At 64.9% G+C, this 20,713-nt stretch carries 17 protein-coding genes and 1 tRNA gene; 13 read left to right on the forward strand and 5 right to left on the reverse strand.

What is annotated here, in order from left to right:
- Window positions 1-939 (forward strand): sugar kinase, encoded by a 939-nt coding sequence (locus tag Q7I88_RS07405; RefSeq protein ID WP_305098400.1) that lies wholly within the window; start codon window positions 1-3, stop codon window positions 937-939.
- Here Q7I88_RS07405 and Q7I88_RS07410 read toward each other — a convergent pair.
- Window positions 906-3,629: a glycoside hydrolase family 31 protein gene (locus tag Q7I88_RS07410; protein ID WP_305098401.1), complete on the reverse strand. Its 2,724-nt coding sequence runs from the start codon at window positions 3,627-3,629 to the stop codon at window positions 906-908. The genes Q7I88_RS07405 and Q7I88_RS07410 overlap by 34 nt on opposite strands.
- Window positions 3,630-3,954: 325 nt before the next feature.
- Here Q7I88_RS07410 and Q7I88_RS07415 point away from each other — a divergent pair.
- Window positions 3,955-4,028: transfer RNA gene (locus Q7I88_RS07415), tRNA-Gly, on the forward strand.
- 86 nt (window positions 4,029-4,114) lie between these two features.
- On the opposite strand, the gene Q7I88_RS07420 is transcribed toward Q7I88_RS07415, so the two are convergent.
- The gene (locus Q7I88_RS07420) at window positions 4,115-4,831 is read right to left on the reverse strand and encodes a helix-turn-helix domain-containing protein (RefSeq protein ID WP_305098402.1); all 717 of its coding nucleotides are present in this window, start codon (window positions 4,829-4,831) and stop codon (window positions 4,115-4,117) included.
- 569 nt (window positions 4,832-5,400) lie between these two features.
- Here Q7I88_RS07420 and Q7I88_RS07425 point away from each other — a divergent pair.
- The 4 genes from Q7I88_RS07425 (at window position 5,401) to Q7I88_RS07440 (ending at window position 10,245) form a co-directional block, all read left to right on the forward strand.
- The gene (locus Q7I88_RS07425) at window positions 5,401-5,970 is read left to right on the forward strand and encodes a spore coat protein U domain-containing protein (RefSeq protein WP_305098403.1); all 570 of its coding nucleotides are present in this window, start codon (window positions 5,401-5,403) and stop codon (window positions 5,968-5,970) included.
- A 136-nt stretch (window positions 5,971-6,106) separates the two neighbouring features.
- Window positions 6,107-6,841: a fimbria/pilus periplasmic chaperone gene (locus Q7I88_RS07430; RefSeq protein ID WP_305098404.1), complete on the forward strand. Its 735-nt coding sequence runs from the start codon at window positions 6,107-6,109 to the stop codon at window positions 6,839-6,841.
- Window positions 6,842-6,843: 2 nt separating this feature from the next.
- The gene (locus Q7I88_RS07435) at window positions 6,844-9,318 is read left to right on the forward strand and encodes a fimbria/pilus outer membrane usher protein (RefSeq protein ID WP_305098405.1); all 2,475 of its coding nucleotides are present in this window, start codon (window positions 6,844-6,846) and stop codon (window positions 9,316-9,318) included.
- A gap of 9 nt (window positions 9,319-9,327) precedes the next feature.
- Window positions 9,328-10,245 (forward strand): hypothetical protein, encoded by a 918-nt coding sequence (locus tag Q7I88_RS07440; protein ID WP_305098406.1) that lies wholly within the window; start codon window positions 9,328-9,330, stop codon window positions 10,243-10,245.
- A 1-nt stretch (window position 10,246) separates the two neighbouring features.
- On the opposite strand, the gene Q7I88_RS07445 is transcribed toward Q7I88_RS07440, so the two are convergent.
- Window positions 10,247-10,648 carry a hypothetical protein gene (locus Q7I88_RS07445; RefSeq protein WP_305098407.1) on the reverse strand — a complete coding sequence of 134 codons (402 nt, stop codon included), beginning with the start codon at window positions 10,646-10,648 and terminating at the stop codon, window positions 10,247-10,249.
- Window positions 10,649-10,839: 191 nt separating this feature from the next.
- Between Q7I88_RS07445 and Q7I88_RS07450 the strand changes: the two genes are divergently transcribed.
- The 5 genes from Q7I88_RS07450 to Q7I88_RS07470 all read left to right on the forward strand — a co-directional run bounded on the left by Q7I88_RS07450 (window position 10,840) and on the right by Q7I88_RS07470 (window position 14,738).
- Window positions 10,840-12,447 (forward strand): phytoene desaturase family protein, encoded by a 1,608-nt coding sequence (locus Q7I88_RS07450; RefSeq protein ID WP_305098408.1) that lies wholly within the window; start codon window positions 10,840-10,842, stop codon window positions 12,445-12,447.
- Window positions 12,448-12,503: 56 nt separating this feature from the next.
- Window positions 12,504-13,067 carry a hypothetical protein gene (locus Q7I88_RS07455; protein ID WP_305098409.1) on the forward strand — a complete coding sequence of 188 codons (564 nt, stop codon included), beginning with the start codon at window positions 12,504-12,506 and terminating at the stop codon, window positions 13,065-13,067.
- An 83-nt stretch (window positions 13,068-13,150) separates the two neighbouring features.
- Window positions 13,151-13,612, forward strand: coding sequence for a Dps family protein (locus Q7I88_RS07460; RefSeq protein ID WP_305098410.1), 462 nt, complete (start codon window positions 13,151-13,153; stop codon window positions 13,610-13,612).
- Window positions 13,613-13,650: 38 nt separating this feature from the next.
- The gene (locus Q7I88_RS07465) at window positions 13,651-14,271 is read left to right on the forward strand and encodes a 6-phosphogluconolactonase (protein ID WP_305098411.1); all 621 of its coding nucleotides are present in this window, start codon (window positions 13,651-13,653) and stop codon (window positions 14,269-14,271) included.
- Window positions 14,259-14,738: an NUDIX hydrolase gene (locus Q7I88_RS07470; RefSeq protein ID WP_305098412.1), complete on the forward strand. Its 480-nt coding sequence runs from the start codon at window positions 14,259-14,261 to the stop codon at window positions 14,736-14,738. The genes Q7I88_RS07465 and Q7I88_RS07470 overlap by 13 nt, the downstream gene beginning before the upstream one ends.
- Here the strand turns inward: Q7I88_RS07470 and dinB are convergent.
- A complete protein-coding gene (gene dinB / locus Q7I88_RS07475; RefSeq protein WP_305098413.1) occupies window positions 14,720-15,835 on the reverse strand; it encodes a DNA polymerase IV in 1,116 nt (371 codons plus the stop codon). The genes Q7I88_RS07470 and dinB overlap by 19 nt on opposite strands.
- A 92-nt stretch (window positions 15,836-15,927) precedes the next feature.
- On the opposite strand from dinB, the gene Q7I88_RS07480 reads away from it, so the two are divergent.
- Window positions 15,928-17,175: a multidrug effflux MFS transporter gene (locus Q7I88_RS07480; protein WP_305098414.1), complete on the forward strand. Its 1,248-nt coding sequence runs from the start codon at window positions 15,928-15,930 to the stop codon at window positions 17,173-17,175.
- A complete protein-coding gene (locus tag Q7I88_RS07485) occupies window positions 17,172-18,644 on the forward strand; it encodes a glycerol-3-phosphate dehydrogenase (RefSeq protein ID WP_305098415.1) in 1,473 nt (490 codons plus the stop codon). The genes Q7I88_RS07480 and Q7I88_RS07485 overlap by 4 nt, the downstream gene beginning before the upstream one ends.
- 134 nt (window positions 18,645-18,778) lie before the next feature.
- Here Q7I88_RS07485 and Q7I88_RS07490 read toward each other — a convergent pair whose 3' ends face one another.
- A complete protein-coding gene (locus tag Q7I88_RS07490; RefSeq protein ID WP_305098575.1) occupies window positions 18,779-20,710 on the reverse strand; it encodes an acetyl/propionyl/methylcrotonyl-CoA carboxylase subunit alpha in 1,932 nt (643 codons plus the stop codon).
- Between the last annotated feature and the right edge of the window lie 3 nt (window positions 20,711-20,713).

Genomic DNA, 20,713 nt, shown 5'->3' on the forward strand with positions numbered 1-20,713 from the left:
ATGCTGACGGGGCGCAAGAGGATCGTCTGCGTGGGCGAGGCGATGGTGGAACTCGCACCGCGCGGGAACGCCTGGGATGTCGGTAGTGGCGGCGACATACTCAACCAAGCGCTTCATCTGGCGCGTTTCGGGCACGATGTGGCCTTTCTCAGTGTGCTCGGCGAAGACCCTTTTGCCCCGCGTATGCTCGGCGACTGGGCCCGCGAAGGGCTCGACACCTCGCTCATCCTGCGCGATTCCGAGCGCGCGACGGGGCTCTATGCGATCTCGATCGACCAGCATGGCGAGCGACATTTCACGTACTGGCGGATGCATAGCGCGGCGCGGCGGCTCTTTGCGCACCCGGATGTGGGCGCGGCGATGGCGCGGGCAGAAGAAGCCGACGTGCTGGTCTATTCGCTCATCTCGCTGGCGATCCTGCCCGAATACGGCCGTGAGGCCCTGCTCGGGCTGGCTCGCGAAATGCGCCGGCGGGGCGGCCAGGTGGCCTTCGACGGCAACTATCGCGAAGGTCTCTGGGAGGATGTGAGCCTGGCGCAGAGCTGGCGCACGCGCGCGGCCGGCGAGGCCGACTTCGGTTTCCCCACCATCGACGACGAGCGCGAACTGGTCGGTTTGCAGGACGCCGAGGAGGTTGCCGCGCTCTGGACTGAGGCGGGATGCGGCGAGGTCGTAGTCAAGCTCGGCGGCGAGGGCTGCCGTCTGCCCGATGGCGCCTTTCTTCCGCCCGCAATGTTGCTCAAACCGATCGATTCGAGCGGCGCGGGAGATGCATTTTCCGCGGGCTATCTCGGCTGCCGGCTACGCGGTTCGAGCATCGAGGAATCCGCGCGCTGCGCGCACGAGCTCGCCGGCTGGACCGTCATGCGCGGCGGAGCGATCCCCCCGCGGGACCATGCGGTTCCCTACAGCTCGAGCTCCAGCTCGTCTCCCGAGTAGTCGAGCCATCGAGCTGGCTGCTGGTCGAGAACGGCGGTGCCCCTCGCGCCGTCGTGCACGACGATGCCGATCTTGCGGGTTCTGCGCATTCCGGGATAGCTGCCCTGCCGTGCGCCGATCGTCAGAGTCCGGTCCGTGTCGTTCCAGCGAAACTGGGTCCGGGCGAATTCACCGCGTTCGTATCCCATGTCGGTACCCTGATCCTCGTAGAGGGTGAAGGTGCCGTCGGCGCCCGGGAAAATGTGGAGCGTGATCGGTCCTTGCAGATTCTCGCCGCTCCACTGCACGGCCGGCCCCATCGGCACGAGCGACCCACTACGGACAAACAGCGGCATTCGTTCGCGCGGAGCCCCCGCCGTAACCACTTGGCCACCGCGAAGCCGCTTCCCGCTCGCGGTGTCGTACCAATCGCTGCCGGCGGGCAGATAGACGCGGCGCTCGCGCGCCTCGAATTCGGTAACCGGAGCGACGAGAAACGCCGGGCCGAACATGTATTCGTCGTCGATGCTCCAGACGGTGCGATCGGCTCTGAAGTCCATCACCAGCGGCCGCATCATCGTGCCGTCGTCGAAGTGCGTTCCGGCTGCCATAGTGTAGATGTAGGGCAGCAGCCGGTAGCGCAGCGCATCGTAATAGGTCAGGCTTTCCAGCATGGCGGGATCGCCCTTCGCTACGATCGGCGTCTCCCTGTACGGGTATTCGCCGTGGCTGCGAAACAGCGGACTGAAAGCGCCGAACTGGAACCAGCGTGTGTAGAGTTCGCGCCACTCGGGCATGGCTTGCGGGTCTTCCTGCGAATAGCGCGCCTCGACCGCAAAACCGCCGATGTCGTGTGTCCAGTTGGGCACGCCAGAGATCGACAGGTTGGCGCCGGCGCTGATCTGATCGCGCAGGTCGTTCCATCGCGCGGCCACGTCGCCCGACCACAGCGCGGCCGAAGCGCGCTGGATCCCGCCGAAGCCGCTGCGGGTCAGGATGAAGGGGCGCCGATCCGGTTGCGCCGCGCGTAGCCCCTCGGCGACGCCCGCTGCATGGACGAGCGGATAGGAATTGAAGATCGCGGGGCCCGGAACACCTGTTGCCGGTGAGGTCATCTGGTAGGCACGCTCCTCAACCGAAAGGTTCGAGTGCCAGTCCGGTTCGGTCGCATCCATCCACCAGGCGTCGAACCCGGTTTCGACGAGCCCTTGGCGCATCTGGCGAAAGTAGATGTCGCGCGCTTCCGCAGCGTAGGGATCGTAGAATGTGTTGGCATAGCCCGGGCCGACCCAGTCCTTCTGCCCGGCCGCCAGCGGGCGCGGGTAGAGATAGCCTTTGTCCGCCAGCTCCTTCCCGTTCCGCGTGGTCGGATAGAACTTGGGCCAGACCGAAATCATGATGCGCCCGTTCAGCGCGTGAACATCATCGACCATCGCTTGGGGGTCTGGGAAACGGACCGGGTCGAAGCAGTGGCAGCCCCACTTTTCCTCTGGCCAGTAGAACCAGTCCTGAACCACGCTATCGATCGGGATGCCGGCATTCCGATATTGCTTCAGGACGCCGACAAGCTGCTCCTGCGTTTCGTAGCGTTGGCGGGACTGCCAGAAGCCATAGGCCCAGCGCGGCATCATCGGCGCCTTGCCGGTCAGGCGCCGGTATCCGGCCACCAGCGCGTCCATGTCGTCGCCCGGCACGACATAGTAGTCGATCGCCTTGGCGGCCTCGCTGGCGAAGCTGACCGAACGACGATCCTGCTCGGGCAGGGGATCGGCGTGGAATAGCGCGATATAGCCCTGGTTGGGCTCCCACTCGATGCGCAGGTCGACTGGCTTTCCCGCCTCCAGTACGAGATCGAAGTTGTGGTACCAGGGATTCCAGTTCTGCCGCCAACGCGACAGCACTTCCTTGCCGCCGGCGAAGACCTTGACATAGCTCGACGAATAGAGCCGGAACTTGTGGTTGCCACCCGTCGCGGGAACGTAGCGACCGGTCCACACCACCCTTTGCGTCTGCACCGCGTTGCCCTGGGTATTCTGACCGGTGGTCGCCGCCTCGACAGCGCTGAGCGCTTTCGCCGGCCAGTTCTTTTGGTCGCGGATATACCGGTAGTCGATCGACTTTTCATGCCGCGAGACGACCAGTTCCTCGCCCAGATAATAATCCGCCTTCCAGTCGATGCCGAGCTTCCCGTAGGGCTCGGGATTGCCCAGTCGGGTAATCGAATTGTTGTCCCACAGGATGCCGTACCCGCGGGTCGAGAGCAGGTAGGGGATCGCGATGTCCATGTTATGCTGGGCGAGTTCGACGTCCTCGCCGTTGTAGTTCATCTGCCGGTTCTGGTGCTGCCCGAGACCGTAAAGCCCTTCGTCGGTCCCGCGGTTGAACTGCGACCGGATGGCGAGCCAGTCCTGCCCCTCGATCTCTACCGGCAACAACCGCCGCGCTTCGGGATTTTCTTCTAGCAATATGTGCCCTGCTGGATCGAACACTCGCAGCTTCCCGTCGGACAGTCCGACACTGGCACTGGAAGAGGCGGTCCCCAGAACCGCGACATGGTCTTCGGTGCGAAAATCGGGACTGCCGTCGGCGCTCTCCACGACCATCAAGCTGGCGGGCGCGTCGCCCGGATCGCGAGCCACGGTGACCCGAAACGTGCCGTTCGCAAAGGCCAGCACGCGGACCTTTAGACCGTTATCGGTGGTAACGATCATTCCATGCGGAACGCGCTCAACGCTGCCGGCCCAAACGGGCCCGGCGCAAGCCGCCGCAATGACCGCAATCAGCGCCGCCTGCCTGCCAATTTTCCCGATCGGATTGCGCGCCATCCCTCTGCCCCATGTTCGCTCCGCGTTCCACGGTACCGCATTCGCACGTCGCGTGCCATCAGGGCCTGCGCCAGACGGCCTGGTCAAACAGGTGCGACAGATGGCAAAAGACCGTTGACCGTCGATACGCCAATCGCCAAACGGGGCGCCGGTTTGCAGGCGGCGAGACGCTTGCAGACCGGACTTCGGTCGGCTGCTCAAGCGATCGAATGCGGGTATGATGTAATGGTAGCCTGTCAGCTTCCCAAGCTGAACGCGCGGGTTCGATTCCCGCTACCCGCTCCAACCCCCGTCGCAGAAAACAGTCGGTCAGGCCTGGGAAATTGACCGATTGCGGTAACGCCCTTCCCGGAGGGTGCTGTTCGACCCAGCTAGAACTCGATGGTCAGCTTGACTTTGTCGGGGGAGGTCCCGGCAATCTGCGCAATCCGCTCCTTGCTCGAGAGAATGGCGCGGCGCAGCGGATTTGCCGGGTCGGAACCAGCCATCTCGTCGGGTTGCGCATCGGCGGATTCGGGCGCGTTCTTCTCTCCTTCTCCGTCCACCAGATACTGTTCGGAGGTCGTCAGAGCGTGGGCCAACGCGTGGATATTCTGAGGCCGCGGCATGCTCTTGCCAGCCTCCCAAGCCCAAAGGCTGGGCTTGCTAACGCCAGTTCGCCTGCTCAGTTCGGCCTGTGTGAAACCGCGCTCCTTGCGCAGCCTCGCAAGGCGTTCGGCAAATGTTTCTGATCCCCCCTGTTCGGACACTTCAAGCAGGCCGCGAGAATCGCCGGGGCTCTGCAATCGCGCGGCGCTCAGCGCCGCACGGGTGAGCGGTTTGTCGAAGCGACAACCAAAGTAGGTGTCGTCGCTCCAGATCACGCTCGCCCGGCATTGTCCGGTTTCGGGAAGATCGATCCAAAACGTCTCTCCAATGGCCAGAGATGCATGCGTTTGGAGTAGGAGGCCAGTTTCCGACAGATTATGAACGATTGCCTTAATGCCTAAAGTATCGGATGCGCCATTGACAGGCAAGCTTAATTGAAGGCGATCGGAGGCTCGCGGACCAGTGCCGCGTTCCCAGTTAAGTTGTGCATTTATGCTCATTAGGAGCGATCATCGCCTGTTATCCTTGCGAAAGAGTTAACACTGCCGGCGGTGTTCTTGGTATCCGCATAAACACCCACTTTCAGGCGCGTTTAGATACCGCTTCTTGGACCTTTTTGTTAAGTTTCGGTAAGGCTGTTCGGCATGTGAAGAATGGCGTTAATTTTGAGCGGCCGCCCGATGCGCTCACCGTCGGCATCTGACTGGCTCCCGCAATGCTACCGACGCTTCCCCATCAAAAACAAACGTGAAATCTAATCAACCTTGGCGCCCTGTTTGACCGCAAACACGGAGACGTTACGCCGCGGAAACTCGCTTAAGCTATTGAAAATATATATTAATTCTAGTTTGTGCCAGCACGGGACGCTCTGGCGACATTAGCCAGCGTTAGGCGAATGTGGCTAGATTCTTACCACCATTGCGTTAGGAGACCGTTAGCCAGAAGGGGTGGCCGAGTCGAATTCGGGTCGGACAAAGGGATTGCAACTCATAATCGCGCCGCATCCTGGTCTGGTTTTCCGGAAGGATCGAACCTGTGTCCGATCCTTCCAGTCCAAGGAGTATTACACATGAAGAAGATCATTATCGCCACGGCGGCCTCGGTCGCGTTCTTTTCGACCGCCGCTTCTGCCGCGTCGAGCGACACGGCGACTCTCGCCATCAGCGCCACCGTTGCCCCGGAATGCAGCATCGAGCAGCCTTCCGCTTTCACCTTCTCGTCGGTGAACATCAATCAGGGCGCCGGCGCCAACGCTCTGCTCCTCAAGAACGGCTCGCAGGGCGCCGACTCGGGCACCCAGAACATCTACGTCAGCTGCAACTACGCCGCGACGATCAAGGCCCAGTCGACCGCCAACAACGGTCTTCTGAACACCGCCGGCCAGTCGCTCGTGGATAACGATCCCAACGACTTCACCAACTTGATCAACTACCGGATCGAGCTGAAGTCGAACGACAGCAGCTTCAGCAAGGTCGACTATCGCACCAACGGCCACGGCGCCTCGCCGAGCGTCACCCCGGGTGGCGCGTTCCACGACAACGCCAGCCTGCGCGTCTACATCGACCGCGACGACACCGCCAAGCGCCCGGTCGAAGGTCAGTACGTCGACACCGCCACGATCACGCTCGGCGCCATCTAAGGCGTTCGTATCGCACGACTCACGAAAGGAGGGGCTTCGGTCCCTCCTTTCAACTTTCTAGTCCACCTCCTGCGAGCGTTTCCGTGACGGGGTTCGGCGGGGGCCGGCGCTAAGACTTTTGGGTCGGGATAGCTTGATGTTCAGAACAGTATTGCTTGCCTTGGGCGCGTGGGCCCTGGCCCTGGTTTCCACTGCCGCCGAGGCGGCGCGAATTTCGCCGATGATCGTCGATGTGAAGCCGCTGGGACGCGAGTCGGTTGACCGGGTCGAGTTGAACAACCCCGGCGACAGCGAATTCCCCGTTGAAGTGCTCATGTTCAAAGGAGCGATCACCGACGACGGCCAGCTCGAACTTACTCCCGCCGACGAGGATTTCCTGGTGTTTCCGGCCCAGATCGTGGTGCCGCCGCACTCTCGTCAGGCGTTCCGGGTGCAATATGTCGGCGAACCGGCGCTCGCCAAATCCGAGATCTACTACATGCAGGTACGGCAGGTACCCGTCGAGGTCAGTCCTGGCGAGTCGCAGGTGCAGGTGGTCGTCAATTTCAACGTCCTGGTCAACGTGGTCCCGGACGGCGCGAGCGCGATGCCCGTGGTCGAATCGATCCAGCCCACGGTGCGCGACGACGTGCCCGGCATCGAGGTCCGGGTAGCCAACCACGGCACGCGCTATTTCACCGCCGGGACCATGCCCTGGCAGGTGCACGGCACCAGCGTCGATGGCGACCAGGTGAATCTCGAACTCGCACCGCAGGATATGGCCCGGATGATAGGGGCCGGCGTTGTTGCACCCGACAGGACGAGATTGTTCTTCATTCCCACCGGTAAATCGTTGGTCGAGGGAACCGTTCAGGCCAGCTTGGGCGGTTGAGGATGACAAGGGGGGCAAAAGGAACGCTGATCTCGGCGGTCAGCGGTCTCGCACTCGTTGCAGGCTTCACCGGTCTGCCGGCACGCGCTGCGGCGCAAGCGTCGCCGCCGCCTGCGTGGGATGGCGGGGCACCGAAATCCGCGAAACGCACGATCACCATGTCCGTGCCGCTCACCTGGAACGGGCAGGTCCTGGGCGACGTGATCGTCCAGGTCAAGCCCGGCGGCAGCGTCGCCATCGAGAGCCAGTCGCTGGAAACGCAGTTGTCGCTCCTCCTCAATGCTGCGGGCCGCCAGCGGCTCCAGGAGGTGACAGCGGGTAGTCCCTTCCTTACCGCGGCTCAGCTGGAGGCCGCCGGTTTCACGCTCGTCTTCGATTTGTCGGCGCTCGAGCTCAGGGTGGATGCCATCGCCGCCGAGTTCCGCCCGGTTGAGCCGCTGGGCGGCCGAAGGGAAGTCGACGAACCCGTCCTTCCGGCGATGGGGCCGGCCAATTTCAGCGCCTATCTCAACTCCACCGTGAATCTCCTTTACCGCGACGTCGACGGACTGGCCCGGCCCGATGTGTTCCTGTCCGGCGCGGCTCGCTATCGCGGGGTCGTGCTCGAATATGAGGGCGGCCTCAGCGAAAGCTCCGACGACTACCGCTTCTATCGGCGTGCCGTTCGCGGGGTTTACGACGAGCGCGACAAGTACCGCCGCTGGAGCGCCGGGGACCTCCGGCTCGAGAACACCGGGGCATTACGCACGCCGTTCATCGCCGGCGTTGCCGTCGAGAAAAGCCGCCGTGTGTTCGATCCCTTCACCCCCTCGGCCAACTTCGGCGGGCGGCAAATTCTCCTGACCTCGCCTTCGACGGTCGAAGTCATTGTCAACGGAGCCTCCTACAAGACGCTCGATCTGCAGCCGGGAACTTACAGCCTCGAAGATCTGCCCATCCAAACGGGGTCGAACGATGTGCAGCTCCTCGTGCGCGACGCAGGCGGGCGGGAACAGGTCACTCGGTTCGACTACTTCTACGATCCGATCGAACTCAAGGCCGGGGAGGTGGAATACACCGCCGCTTTTGGCGTCGCAGCTTCGGAATATAACCTCCAGCCCGACTATTCGGATCGTCCTGTCTTCATCGGCAACTATCGCAAGGCGCTGAGCGATACCTTCATTCTCGGCGGCGGTGTGCAGATCGATCAGGATATCCAGGTCGTCTCGGCCGAAACGCAGATGGTGCCGCAGGTCATTCCGGGAAGTTTCGACCTTAATGGGGCGGTGAGCACCGGCGATGGCTTCGGTTTCGCACTGCGCGGGGGTTACCGCTTGATCCTCGGCAGCGGCATCGAGGCGAAGCGCTTCACCGCGACCTTCAACTACGAAAGCAAGAATTTTCGCACCGTCGGCGACCTGGCCGGTTTCCGGCTGGAGAACCTCTCGGCGAACGCAACCTACAGCCAGAATCTGTCCGAGCGGACGACGCTGGTGGCTGGCGGGAACTATTTCAAGCGCGGGGGCGGGCAAAGCACTGTCTACGTCGACGTCAATCACCGGCTGACGCCCAATATTCGCGCGACGCTGGGTGTGGAATACGGGACAGGATCGCTCTTCGGCCCCAACTACGGTATCCGCGCCGGGATATCGGTTCTGTTGGGCGCGCGCCATCGCGCCGACGCCGCGTACCAGAGCCGCCGCGGATTGAGCCGCGCTTCGCTTGCGCGAAGCTCGACCAACGCAGTGGGCTCGCTCGGCTACTCGTTGAATTTGCAGAATTCGGATTCCGGCGCATCGATCGACGGGGTTGCCGACTATGTCGCCAACCGCTTCGAGACGCGGGCGTCTCTCGGGGCATCAGGGAACAGCATCGGCGACGTAACCGACAATCGTACGGCCAGATTGCAGATCGGCACGTCCTTCGCCTTCGCGGACGGGGTGTTCGGCATCGGCAGGCCGATCCAGGACGCATTCCTTCTCGCCCGTCCGCACGAAACGCTGCGCGGTACCGACGTGATTGCCGGGCGCAGCCTGAGGGACGGCGAATACGAAGCCGCCAGCGGGCCGCTGGGCGCAGCCGTCGTGAACCGTCTGTCGTCCTACAACTCGCAGGACGTGCGATACGACATCGATACGCTTGAAGCGGGATACGATATCGGTGCCGGCGTGGTCCGGGTCGATCCGCCGTTCCGGAGCGGCTACCAACTGACGGTGGGTACCGATCGCTTCGTCAGCGCCGTCGGGTTCCTCAAAATCGGGACTGAGCCTGCTGAACTCGCGGTGGGTCTCATTAGCTCGGCCGACGATAAGGGTTTCGAGCCGCAGCCGTTCTTTACGAATTCCGCAGGCAGGTTCGGTATCATCGGCCTGGCCCCGGGCCGGACCTACACCGTCCGTCTGAACGACAGCGGACAGACGTTCGAAATCCACGTTTCCGATGACAATACCGGCCTCTACCGGCTGGGAACCATCACCCTGCCCGGCACAGGCGACTAGGAGGCATCCATGCGCTACCTGACACTTCTCGCTCCACTTGCCTTGTCCGCGTTTTCCGCAGCGGCGGGCGCTGCCGATTGTCAGCCCGCGCTGCTCGGCGGTGACGTGTCGGTCATCGTCGACGGGGTCGAAATCGTGTCGGGAGGCCGCGCCACGGACAATTTCCAAATCCGGGTGCAGAACCAGGCTGACACGGGGACGCCCGGCGCGGGCGGGGCGGGGCAGTGCGGGGCAACGATCCGCCTCGCAAGGATCGATCCCGGTGTTGATCCGGACTTTCCGCCGTACTCGCTCAGCGCCCCGGGCAACCGTAATATCGAGGTCCTTCCGGACCTGACTTCGGGCGGCAGCGTCGACAGCGACATAATCATAGCCAACGCCCCCTCCGGTCCACAGGGACGCGTGGTGCCGTTCCAGCTTAACCTGGCGACCGAATGGGGCTTGCGCGCAGGTACCTACACACAGCACCTGCGGATTTCGCTGGTCGATGAGAGCGGCAACGTCACCGACACCGGGACCCTGACGATAACCATCATCATCCCGCCGACCGTGTCGATCCGCTTCGTCGGCGCCGTCGTCGGGGGAACCGCCGGGGCCGCCCGCATCGATCTGGGCAATCTCTCGAGCACGCGCGAGACGCGCTCCGATCCCTTCGGCGCGCTGATCCTCAGCACCTCGCCCTACCTCGTCAGCTTCAGCTCGCTCAATCTCGGCAATCTTGCGCACGACCGAAGCGGTGAGAAAATCCCCTATCGCCTCTATTTCGAGGGCGCCGAGGTCGATCTCGCCGGGGTGAGCGAATTTCCGTATTTCTCACGGACACCGCCGAGCGGCGACCGCCGGCCGATGAGCATCGTGGTTGCGCCGACGCAGGCGCCGGCCGGCCGTTACGAAGATCGCATCACAGCGACGGTAACCGCCATGTAGCTCAGATGGCGGCTATGCCGAGGCTGATCGCCAGGACTTGGTTCAAACCCGTGGTTTGCACGGAAATCGGAACATGGCGCACCATGGGGCCGCGGCGCAGTCCGACATCGCTCATCCCGGAACTGTCGAGCTGGTGAACCTCGCCGCCGTAGTTGATTTGGACTTGCTCGTCGTCGTCTAGCGCCCGGTAGGATGCGATCACGCGAAACTGCCGCCCGCTGTTGCACATCTCGAAGACGCTACCAGCGGTCGTTCCGGCCTGAGAATCGACCACCAGGGCCGTCGATTCGATCTCGCAAACCTCCGGCACATACGCGGAAATCTGCATGCCGGCAGACCCGTCTCTGGCTTGGGCTGCCGTGGAGCATGCTGCTACGATAAGGAACGTGAGTATGCGGCGCATGACAGTCTCCTCGAAAGCCCTGACTACCCGTGGCAGGGTTAAGATAGAGTGCATGTCGGACGCGATCATTCCGGGCCGCCACCTAGGTCGCGGGTGCGGCACCGGGTGAGCAAGGGAACGGCCCGCTGGTGCCGTTCCGAGTTTGGACGCGCCCGCGCCTGGCGGGCGCGCATGGGGCGAACGGAGACATGATGACTGAGAGATACGATGCCGTCATCGTCGGGGCGGGGCATAACGGCTTGGTTTGCGCCTTCTATCTCGCCAAGGCAGGCCTTAAGGTCCGCATCGTCGAGCGCCGCGACGTGGTCGGCGGCGCGGCGGTGACCGAGGAGTTCCACCCTGGCTTCCGCAATTCGGTGGCGAGTTACACCGTCAGCCTGCTGCAGCCCAAAGTCATCGCCGACATGCGGCTGCCGGCGCACGGTTACCGGGTGATCGAGCGGCCGATCTCGAATTTCCTGCCGCAGGAGGATGGCAGATACCTCAAGGTCGGCGGCGGGATCGAGCGAACGCAGGCGGAGTTCCGCAAGTTTTCGCTCGCCGATGCCGCGGCGCTTCCGGCCTATTACGGCGCGCTGGAGGGCGTGGCCGAGGTGCTGCGAAATCTGGCGCTCAAGACCCCGCCCAACGTCGGCGAGGGGCTGCGCACGTTGCTCGCCGGGGCCGCGCAGGGCTGGGGCGTTTCGCGCCTCCCGCTCGAAACCAAACGCGACGCGCTCGACCTGTTCACGAAGTCGGCAAGCAGCTTCCTCGGCCAGTGGTTCGAGAGCGAGGCGGTCAAGGCCGCGTTCGGGTTCGATTCCGTGGTCGGAAACTACGCCAGCCCCGACACCCCGGGCAGCGCATACGTCCTGCTGCACCACATCTTCGGCGAAGTGAACGGCAAGAAGGGCGCCTGGGGCCACTGCGTCGGCGGAATGGGCACGATCACGCAGATCATGGCCAAGGTGTGCCGCGAGGCGGGTGTCGAGATCACGCTCGAGACGCCGGTTGCCGAAGTGCTGGTGGACGGCGACAGGGTCGCGGGCGTTCGGCTCGAGAGCGGCGAGGAAATCGCCGCCGCGCGGGTCATCGCCAACGTCGGGCCCAAGCTGCTCTACGGCAAGATGCTCCCCGAAAGCGCGCAGCCCGAGGACTTCCGCCGCCGCATGAGGGGGTTCAAGGCCGGCGGCGGCACCTTCCGCATGAACGTGGCGCTGAGCGAGTTGCCCAAGTTCACCTGCCTGCCCGAGCCCGGCGAGCATCACCAGTCGGGCATCATTCTCGCGCCGACGCTGGCCTACATGGACAGGGCTTTCCTCGATGCGAAGCAGCTGGGCTGGTCGAAGGCGCCGATCGTCGAGATGCTGATTCCCAGCACAGTCGACGACAGCCTCGCCCCGGCCGGCCGGCACGTCGCCAGCCTGTTCTGCCAGCAGTTCGCCCCCGAGCTGCCCGATGGTCGCGACTGGGACGACGCGGAGGATGCCGCAGCCGACACCGTCATCGACACCGTCGAGCGCCACGCCCCCGGCTTCCGCGCCTCAATCCTTGGCCGTCAGGTGCTCAGCCCAAAGGGCCTTTTCCGCAAGTTCGGTCTCGTCCGCGGCGACATCATGCACGGTCACATGAGCCTCGACCAATTGTGGAGCGCGCGACCCCTTCTGGGGCACGGCGCCTACCGCGGCCCGGTCAAGGGGCTCTACATGTGCGGGGCGGGGACCCATCCGGGCGGCGGGGTGACCGGCGCACCGGGGCACAACTGCGCCCGCGAGGTCATTGCCGACGGCGGCCGCTTCGCGCGCTTTCGCGCCGACTGACGCGCCGCGGAGGAGCGCGCTTCCCTTTCGCACTGCAATCCCGCAACACTGGCGCCATGCCGTCGCTGTTCCTCCCCCTGATCGCCAGCGCGCTCGCCATACTCGGCACGCGTCAGGCGCGGCTCGTCGCGCAGCTCTCCGCGCGGCTCGGCGGCAACGCCGCACTGCTCGCAGTGTGCTGGCTGACTGCGGCCTTCGCGACGACGGCGGTGGCCTGGGGCGGCGCGGCTCTGGCTCCGTTGATGCCGCCGGAGGGCAAGACGATGTTCGTCGCCGCGGCGCTCGCCGCGGCCGGGCTCGAGCTGGTCTGGCCGATGCGCAAGGCGGCGCCGCGCGAGCCGACGCGATCGCTCGGCGCGATAGCACTGGTCTTGCTCGCCGGGCAGGTCACCGACGCCGCGCGATTCCTCGTCCTCGCGCTCGGCGTGGCGACGGCGCACTGGCAACTCGCCGCCGCAGGCGGGACGCTCGGCTCCGGTGCAGTGCTGACCGTGGCCTGGTCGCTTGGCCACCAGTGGGAAGAACGGCTGCCCTTGCGGGCGATCCGCACGGCCTTGGCCGCAACTTTCGTCATCGCCGCCGTCGTGGTCGCCATGACCGCGCGCGGCATCATCGGATGAGGCGATTACTGAAACCCGTTTTGATCGAGAAACCGATTACCTTGTCTGTGGTATTGTAAGAGAAAGCAGACAGGAGACAGATCATGGCCCCCAAGGGCGACAATTCGAACAAGGCACTGGTAGAAGCGCTCAACGGCGCACTGGCAGACCACCTCGCGCTCTACGTCAAGACCAAGAACTTCCATTGGCACGTCAGGGGTCCGCGCTTTCGCGACCTGCATTTGCTGTTCGACGAGCAGGCCCAGCAGATCCTGAGCGTGACGGACTCCATCGCCGAGCGCGTGCGCAAGAACGATGCCCCCACGCTCACCTCGATCGGGGCGATTGCCGGCGCGACGCAGGTCAAGGACGAGGATTCGACCGGGCTCGAAGCCGAGGCGATGGTCGCACAGCTTCTCGACGACAACGGCAAGCTGGTCGAACGCCTCAAGCAGGTCAAGGACGCGGCGGAAGAGGCGGGCGACAACGCCACCAGCGGCGTGGTCGACGAATGGACCGACTTTGCCGAGGAGCGCGTCTGGTTCTTGCGCCAGACCACGCGCTGACCCCTCGACAGGCCAAACCCAGTCTCTAAGGCTGGGGCGTGGCGAAAGTCGAAATGATCTCGGGACTCGGCGATCTTGCGATCGCCGAATGGATTCACGGCCGGCTGGAGCGAGCCATGGCCGCCACCGCCGCGCCGGTGGCCATCACGGTGCCCGGCGGCAGCACGCCGTTTCCGATTATGGCGCACCTGGTAGAAATGGAGCTCGACTGGGCACGCCTGACGGTGTGGCCCGGCGACGATCGGGCGGTCCCGGAAGATCACCCGGCCAGCAACGCCGGCAAGATCAGGTCGCTGTTCGAACCGGTCGGCGCGGAGGTGGTGAAGCTCACCGTGATGGAGGAAATCCCCCATTTCGCGCTGGCCTGGCTCGGCATGGGCGGCGACGGACACATTGCCTCGCTCTTTCCGAACACCGACCCGCGGCCCGACGATCCTCAGCCGATGCGAATGCTGACGCCAGATCCACTGCCCCCTGAGGCTCCGTTCGACCGCATCACCCTGACCATCCCGGCGCTGCTCAACTCCGACGAATTGCTGTTCGTCTTTCGCGGTGAGGAACGGCGCACTCTGTTCGAGCAGGCGGTGCGCGGCGAGCACGAGCTGCCGGTGGCGCGACTGCTGGCCGCCGCCCGCCAGCCGGTGACATGCTTCACCTGATCCCGCCGTTCCTCCATCGCTGGCTCTATCGAGCGGCCTACCGTCTGCGCGGGCGCTGGAGACGCTGGAGCAAGCGCCCAAGCCAGGGTGTCGCGGTCATCGGTCGCGACGCGGAGGAGCGCATCTTGCTTGTCCGTCATTCGTATGGCTCCGGGCGCTGGGCCCTGCCCGGCGGCGGTCTCGGCCGCCGCGAGGACCCGGCCGACTGCGCGAGGCGCGAACTGCGCGAGGAACTGGGCTGCGACCTCGCGGCGCTGGAACTTTTCGAAGTGGTCGAGCGCGAAATCCAGGGGGCGCCCAACCGAAGCTTTATCTTCGTTGCGCGTATCGAAGGTCGGCCGGTGCCCGACGGGCGCGAGCTGATCGCCGCCGATTGGTTTGCGCCGGGCGCGCTGCCGGCCGAACTCGTTTACCTGTCGCGTCGCCAGATCGAGCGCTTTCTCGGCCCTCAGAGCAACGACAGCTGAGCCGTATCGGGCGGCCGCTCGTCGCCCTTTTCGCCTTCGAGGTTCGATAGCGTCAGCCCCATCAGCCGCACCGGCATGGGCAGCGGCAGAACCTCCTCGAGGATAGCGCGCGCGAGCTGCTCGAACTCGGCGCGCCCGGACACCGCCTGCTGCAGCGACTTGGCGCGGGTCATGGTCTGGAAATCGGAAAAGCGCAGCTTGAGCGTGACCGTGCGCCCGCGCGACTGGTGCTCGTCGATCCGTTCCCAGACGATGGCGATGATCTCCTCGAGCGTGTCGCGCAGCGCCGCTCCGCTCGAAATGTCCTCACTGAAAGTCCGCTCGCCGCCCAGCGACTTGCGAATCCGGTTCGCGCGCACCGGCCGCAGGTCGATGCCTCGCGCGGCGCGATAGAGGTAGTCGGCGAAGCTGCCGAAATTGGCGCGCAGGAACGCGAGGTCCTTGGCGGCGAGGTCGGCGCCGGTTTCGATCCCGAGCCGGGCCATCTTCTCGGCGCCGCGCGGTCCGACCCCGTGGAAGCGCCGGACCGGAAGCGAAGCGACGAACTGCGCCCCCTGTCCAGGGCGGATTACGCAGATTCCGTCGGGCTTGTTCTGGTCGCTCGCCAGCTTGGCGAGGAACTTGTTGTAGCTGACCCCGGCGCTGGCGGTGAGCTGGGTTTCCTCGCGAATCTGCTGGCGGATCAGTTCGGCGATGCGCGTCGCCGAGCCGATTCCGCGGATGTCGTCGGTGACGTCGAGGTAGGCCTCGTCGAGGCTCAGCGGTTCGACGTGCGGGGTGTAGTGGCGGAATATCTCGCGGATCTGCTGGCTGACCTTGCGGTATTCATCGAAACGGTGGCGCACGAAGATCAGGTCCGGGCAGAGCCGGCGGGCGGTCATCCCCGGCATAGCGCTGCGGACCCCGAACTTACGTGCCTCGTAACTCGCCGCGGCGACCACGCCGCGCCCGCCTGCGCCGCCGACCGCCACCGCTTTGCCGCGCAAATCGGGATTATCGCGCTGTTCGACGCTGGCAAAAAAGGCGTCCATGTCGATGTGGATGATCTTGCGCAGTCCTTGCGCTTCCTCGCCGTCATCCTCGGTCTCGCCAGTCATGAAGCGCTTGTAGGACGCCCGAGCGGGTGCGTCATCCGCTGGCGAGAAAGAGCTTTGCCGCATTGCAGCACGAGGCTAGGGCCTCAGGTCCGATGGCCACGACCGCACCTTCCTCCGAGCACACGATCGGCCGGCGCGAGCTGGTGGTGCTGATCGCGCTGCTGATGAGCCTGAACGCGCTGGCGATCGACGGCATGTTGCCCGCGCTCGACGAGATCGCCCACGAATTCGGCGTGGCGGCGGGCAACCAGCGGCAGTTGATCGTCTCGGTCTACCTGCTCGCCAATGGCATCGGCAGTCTCGTGCCCGGCGCCTTCGCCGACCGCTATGGCCGCAAGCCGGTGATCATGATCGCGCTCGCATCCTACGTCTTGTTCTCGCTGATCGTCGCGCTGTCGGCCGATTTCACCGTCATGCTGATCGCCCGCGGGGCGCAGGGTGTGCTGGCGGGCGGATTGATGGTCGCCCCGGTGGCGCTGATCCGCGACCGCTACGAAGGCGACCAGATGGCGCGCATGATGAGCATGGTCTCGGCGGTGTTCATCATCATGCCGGTGATCGCGCCTAGCCTGGGTCAGGCGGTCATGCTGCTGGCGGGCTGGCGCTGGATTTTCGTCAGCCTCGCCATGGCCGCCGCCATTGCCGCGCTCTGGACCTGGATCCGCCTGCCCGAGACGCTGTCCGAGGACAACCGCCAGACGATCGACGTCCCGGTGATCCTGCGCAACATGCGAACCGCGCTCTTCAACCGCGCATCGATCGGCTACGTGATCGGCACCGCGCTGCTGATCGGCGCGGTATTCGGCTACGTCAACAGCGCGCAGCAGCTGATCGGAGAGCACTTCGGGGCGGGCAAGTGGTTCCCGGTCGTATTCGGCGGAACGGCGGCGATGATGGCGGTGTCGAACATCGTCAATTCGCGCATCGTCACGCGTTTCGGTGCGCGCCGCGTGAGCCACAGCGGCGTGCTGATCTTCATAGTCGTCAGCTGCGTCCAGGTCTGGGCCTCGATCAACCGCGACGGCGACATCTTCTGGTTTATCCCGCTGATGGCGACCAACCTCGCGCTGCTCGGCTTCCTTGGCGCGAATTTCGGCTCGATCGCCATGCAGCCCTTCGCCAACATCGCGGGCGCGGCATCGAGCGTGCAGACCTTCTTCCGCATGTTCGGCGCGGCGATGGTCGGGATGGTGATCGGCCAGTCCTATGACGGCACCGCGCGGCCCTTCGCCTTCGCGCTGCTGACCTGCTCGGTGCTGGCTCTGCTGCTGGTCCTCTACAGCGAGAAGGGCAAGCTGTTCCGCCGTCTCAACAAGCCGCTGCAGGCCCACGTTCCTTGAGCGCGCCGTTCGACCTCATCGTCATCGGCGGCGGGGTCAACGGCGCGGGCATCGCGCGCGATGCAGCGGGGCGCGGTGCCAGCGTGTTACTCTTAGAGGCGGACGACCTCGCCAGCGGCACGTCGAGCGCCTCGACCAAGCTCGTCCACGGCGGGCTGCGCTACCTCGAATACTACGAATTCGGCCTCGTGCGCGAGGCGCTGCTCGAGCGCGAGCGGCTGTGGCGAATCGCCCCGCACATCGTTCGCCCGATGCGCTTCGTCTTGCCGGCAATGCCCGGCATGCGCCCGCGCTGGATGCTGCGCGCGGGGCTGGCGCTCTACGATCTGCTGGCGCTGGGGGGCTCGCTGCCGGGCACGCGCTCGATCCGGCTCGACAGCCACGCTTCGGGCAAGCCGCTCAAGCCGGGCCCCACGCGGGGTTTCGAGTACTCCGATTGCTGGGTGGACGATGCCCGGTTGGTGGTCTTGACCGCGAAGGACGCCGCCAGGCGCGGCGCCGCGGTTCGGAGCCGAACCCCCGCTACGGCCGCACGGCGCGAAGGCGAAAAGTGGATTGTCGAGACCCCGGCTGGCAACTACTCGGCCAGCGCGCTGGTCAACGCCGGCGGTCCTGCCGCCGAAGCCGTGGCCCGGCTGGCGGGGGTCGAACCGGCCTGGCACATCCGCCCGGTGCGCGGGTCGCACATCGTCGTGCCCAAGCTGTTCGATCACCCCTTTGCCTACATCTTCCAGCTGCCCGATACACGGATCTGCTTCGCCATCCCGTGGGAGGACGACTTCACCCTGATCGGCACCACCGACGCCGACCACCACGGTTCGCTCGACCATGTCGAGGCGAGCGACGCGGAGGTCCGCTATCTGTGCGAGGCGGCGAGCCGATACTTCGCACGGGGCGTGACGCCGGCCGACGTCGTCTGGACTTACGCCGGGGTCCGCGCGCTGGTCGACGACGGCAGCGGGCGGCCCGAGGCGGCGACGCGCGGCTACCGCCTGCCGCTAAGTGAGCCGGGGGAGGGCGCGCCGCTGCTCGGGGTCTACGGCGGCAAGATCACCAGCCACCGCCATCTCGCCGAAGAGGCGGTCGACAAGCTGGCCGAGCGCCTGCCCGCGCTGTCCCGCCCGGCCTGGACCGCCAGCGAACCGCTGCCCGGCGGCGATTTCCCGCACACCGAGCAGGCCGGAGTGATTGCCCTGCTGCAGCGCGACTATTCCTTCCTCGGCGAACGCGACGCCACCAGGATTGTCCGCGCCTACGGGACGCTGGCGCGCGACTGGCTGGGGACGGCTCGCGCGTGGGACGACCTCGGCCGCCAGTTCGGCGCCGGGCTCAGCGAAGCCGAAGTCGATTACCTCAAGCGCGAGGAATGGGCGCAGACCGCCGAGGACGTCCTGTGGCGCCGAACCAAGCTGGGGATGCACATGAGCGAGGCCGGGCAGGTGGCGCTGTCGGAATATTTAGGCAGCTAATGCCTCCCCGGGGACGGGGAGGGGGACCACCGAAGGTGGTGGAGGGGATTCGCCCCAAGCGATGCCGCATTAGGCCGCGACTCCCCTCCGTCAGCCGCCTGCGGCGCCTGACACCTCCCCGCACCGGGGAGGAACTATTTCGGCGCCTTGACCCGCGCGAGCAGCGCCTCGACCTGCACCTGGCTGCCTTCGGACACCGACAGTTCGGCCACGGTTCCCGCGAACGGCGCTGTGAGCGCGTGCTCCATCTTCATCGCCTCGAGCACCAGCAGCCGCTGCCCCACCTCGACCGCATCGCCCTCGGCGACATCGACCGCGATCACCTTGCCCGGCATCGGCGCGAGAATGTCGCCATCGTGGGCGGAGTGGTGGCCGGAGCCCTCGGGACGGGAAAGCCGGATGCGGTGTGCGAAGCCTTTCTCAAAATAGATTCGTGTGGGGCCGTCGATGACACTTCGACGCAAGCTGTCATACGCCAACGCATGCGAGCCAACGGACGTCTCGGCAGTCTCCCCGTCTACCTCGAGGCGTACAGTTCGCTGTTGAGGAGCATTCAGTCGGAATCCGAAGCGAAGTTGCTGAAACTCATGCGCTAGATCGTTGAGGCCATCGGGCAGCAATTCAGTGGCAAAATCGTCCGCTGCGTATTGTAGTAGTGCGTCGTCGGCTTTGGGTGCTCCAATAAGCCTTTCGAGGTTGTCCCCAATGAACGCCGTCGTCATCGAACCCTCTCGGACATCCTCTTCATCGCATAGGCGCGCGAGAAACCACGCGTTGGTTCTGACTGGCTCGATTTCAACTGCTTCACAGGCGTTTGCTAGCAAATCGAGCGCTTCATTTCGATTTTTACCCCAGCAAATTATCTTGGCGATCATCGGGTCATAGAAAGGCGAAATTAGGTCTCGTTCTTCAACCCCCGTATCGACCCTCGGCTCACCGCCGGTGGCGACGCTTGCGATGCCGGTTTTCGGAAGCAGCATATAATCCAGCCGCCCTGTGCTCGGCAGGAACCCCTTCGCCGGATCCTCCGCATAGAGCCGCGCTTCGATCGCCCAACCGTCGATGCTCAGCTCGTCCTGCCTGAGCGGCAGCGGCTCGCCGCTCGCCACGCGCAGTTGCCATTCGACCAAATCGACCCCGGTGATCTCTTCGGTCACCGGATGTTCGACCTGCAGGCGGGTGTTCATTTCCATGAAGAAGATGCGGTCGGCCTTGAGGCCTTCGGAAGCATCGGCGATGAATTCGATGGTGCCGGCGCCGACATAGTCGACCGCCTTGGCGGCGCGCACGGCGGCGCCGCAGATCGCCTCACGCGTCGCTTCATCCATGCCGGGGGCGGGGGCTTCTTCGATGACCTTCTGGTGGCGCCGCTGCAGGCTGCAATCGCGCTCGAACAGATGGACGACATTGCCGTGCGTGTCGCCGAACACCTGTACTTCGATATGCCGCGGGCTGGTGATCCATTTCTCCAGTAGGACCTCGTCGTTGGCAAAGCTCGACTTAGCTTCACGTTTGCAGGATTCGAGCGCGGCGAGGAAATCCTCCGGCGCATCGACCTTGCGCATCCCCTTGCCGCCGCCACCTGCGACGGCCTTTATGAGTACCGGATAACCGATTGAGTCCGCTTCTTTCTTGAGCCGTTCGGGAGACTGGTCTTCGCCGAGATAGCCCGGGGTAACCGGCACGCCGGCCTCCTGCATCACCTTCTTGGCCGCGTCCTTCAGGCCCATCGCCTCGATGCTTTCGGGAGCGGGTCCGACCCAGGTGATCCCGGCGTCGATCACGGCGCGGGCGAAGTCCGCGTTCTCGCTCAGGAAACCGTAGCCGGGGTGGATAGCGTCGGCCCCGGTCTCCGTCGCGGCGGCGATGATCCTTTCGCCCACGAGGTAGCTCTCGGCCGCGGGCGAGGGGCCGATATGCACCGCTTCGCCGGCCATGCGGACATGCAGCGCCTTGGCGTCGGCGTCGGAATAGACCGCGACCGTGGCAATCCCCATCGCCTTCGCGGTGCGCATGACCCGGCAGGCGATTTCGCCGCGGTTGGCTATCAGCAGCTTTCGTATCATCGG

The organism is Croceibacterium aestuarii, from assembly GCF_030657335.1.
Lineage (GTDB): Bacteria > Pseudomonadota > Alphaproteobacteria > Sphingomonadales > Sphingomonadaceae > Croceibacterium_B > Croceibacterium_B aestuarii.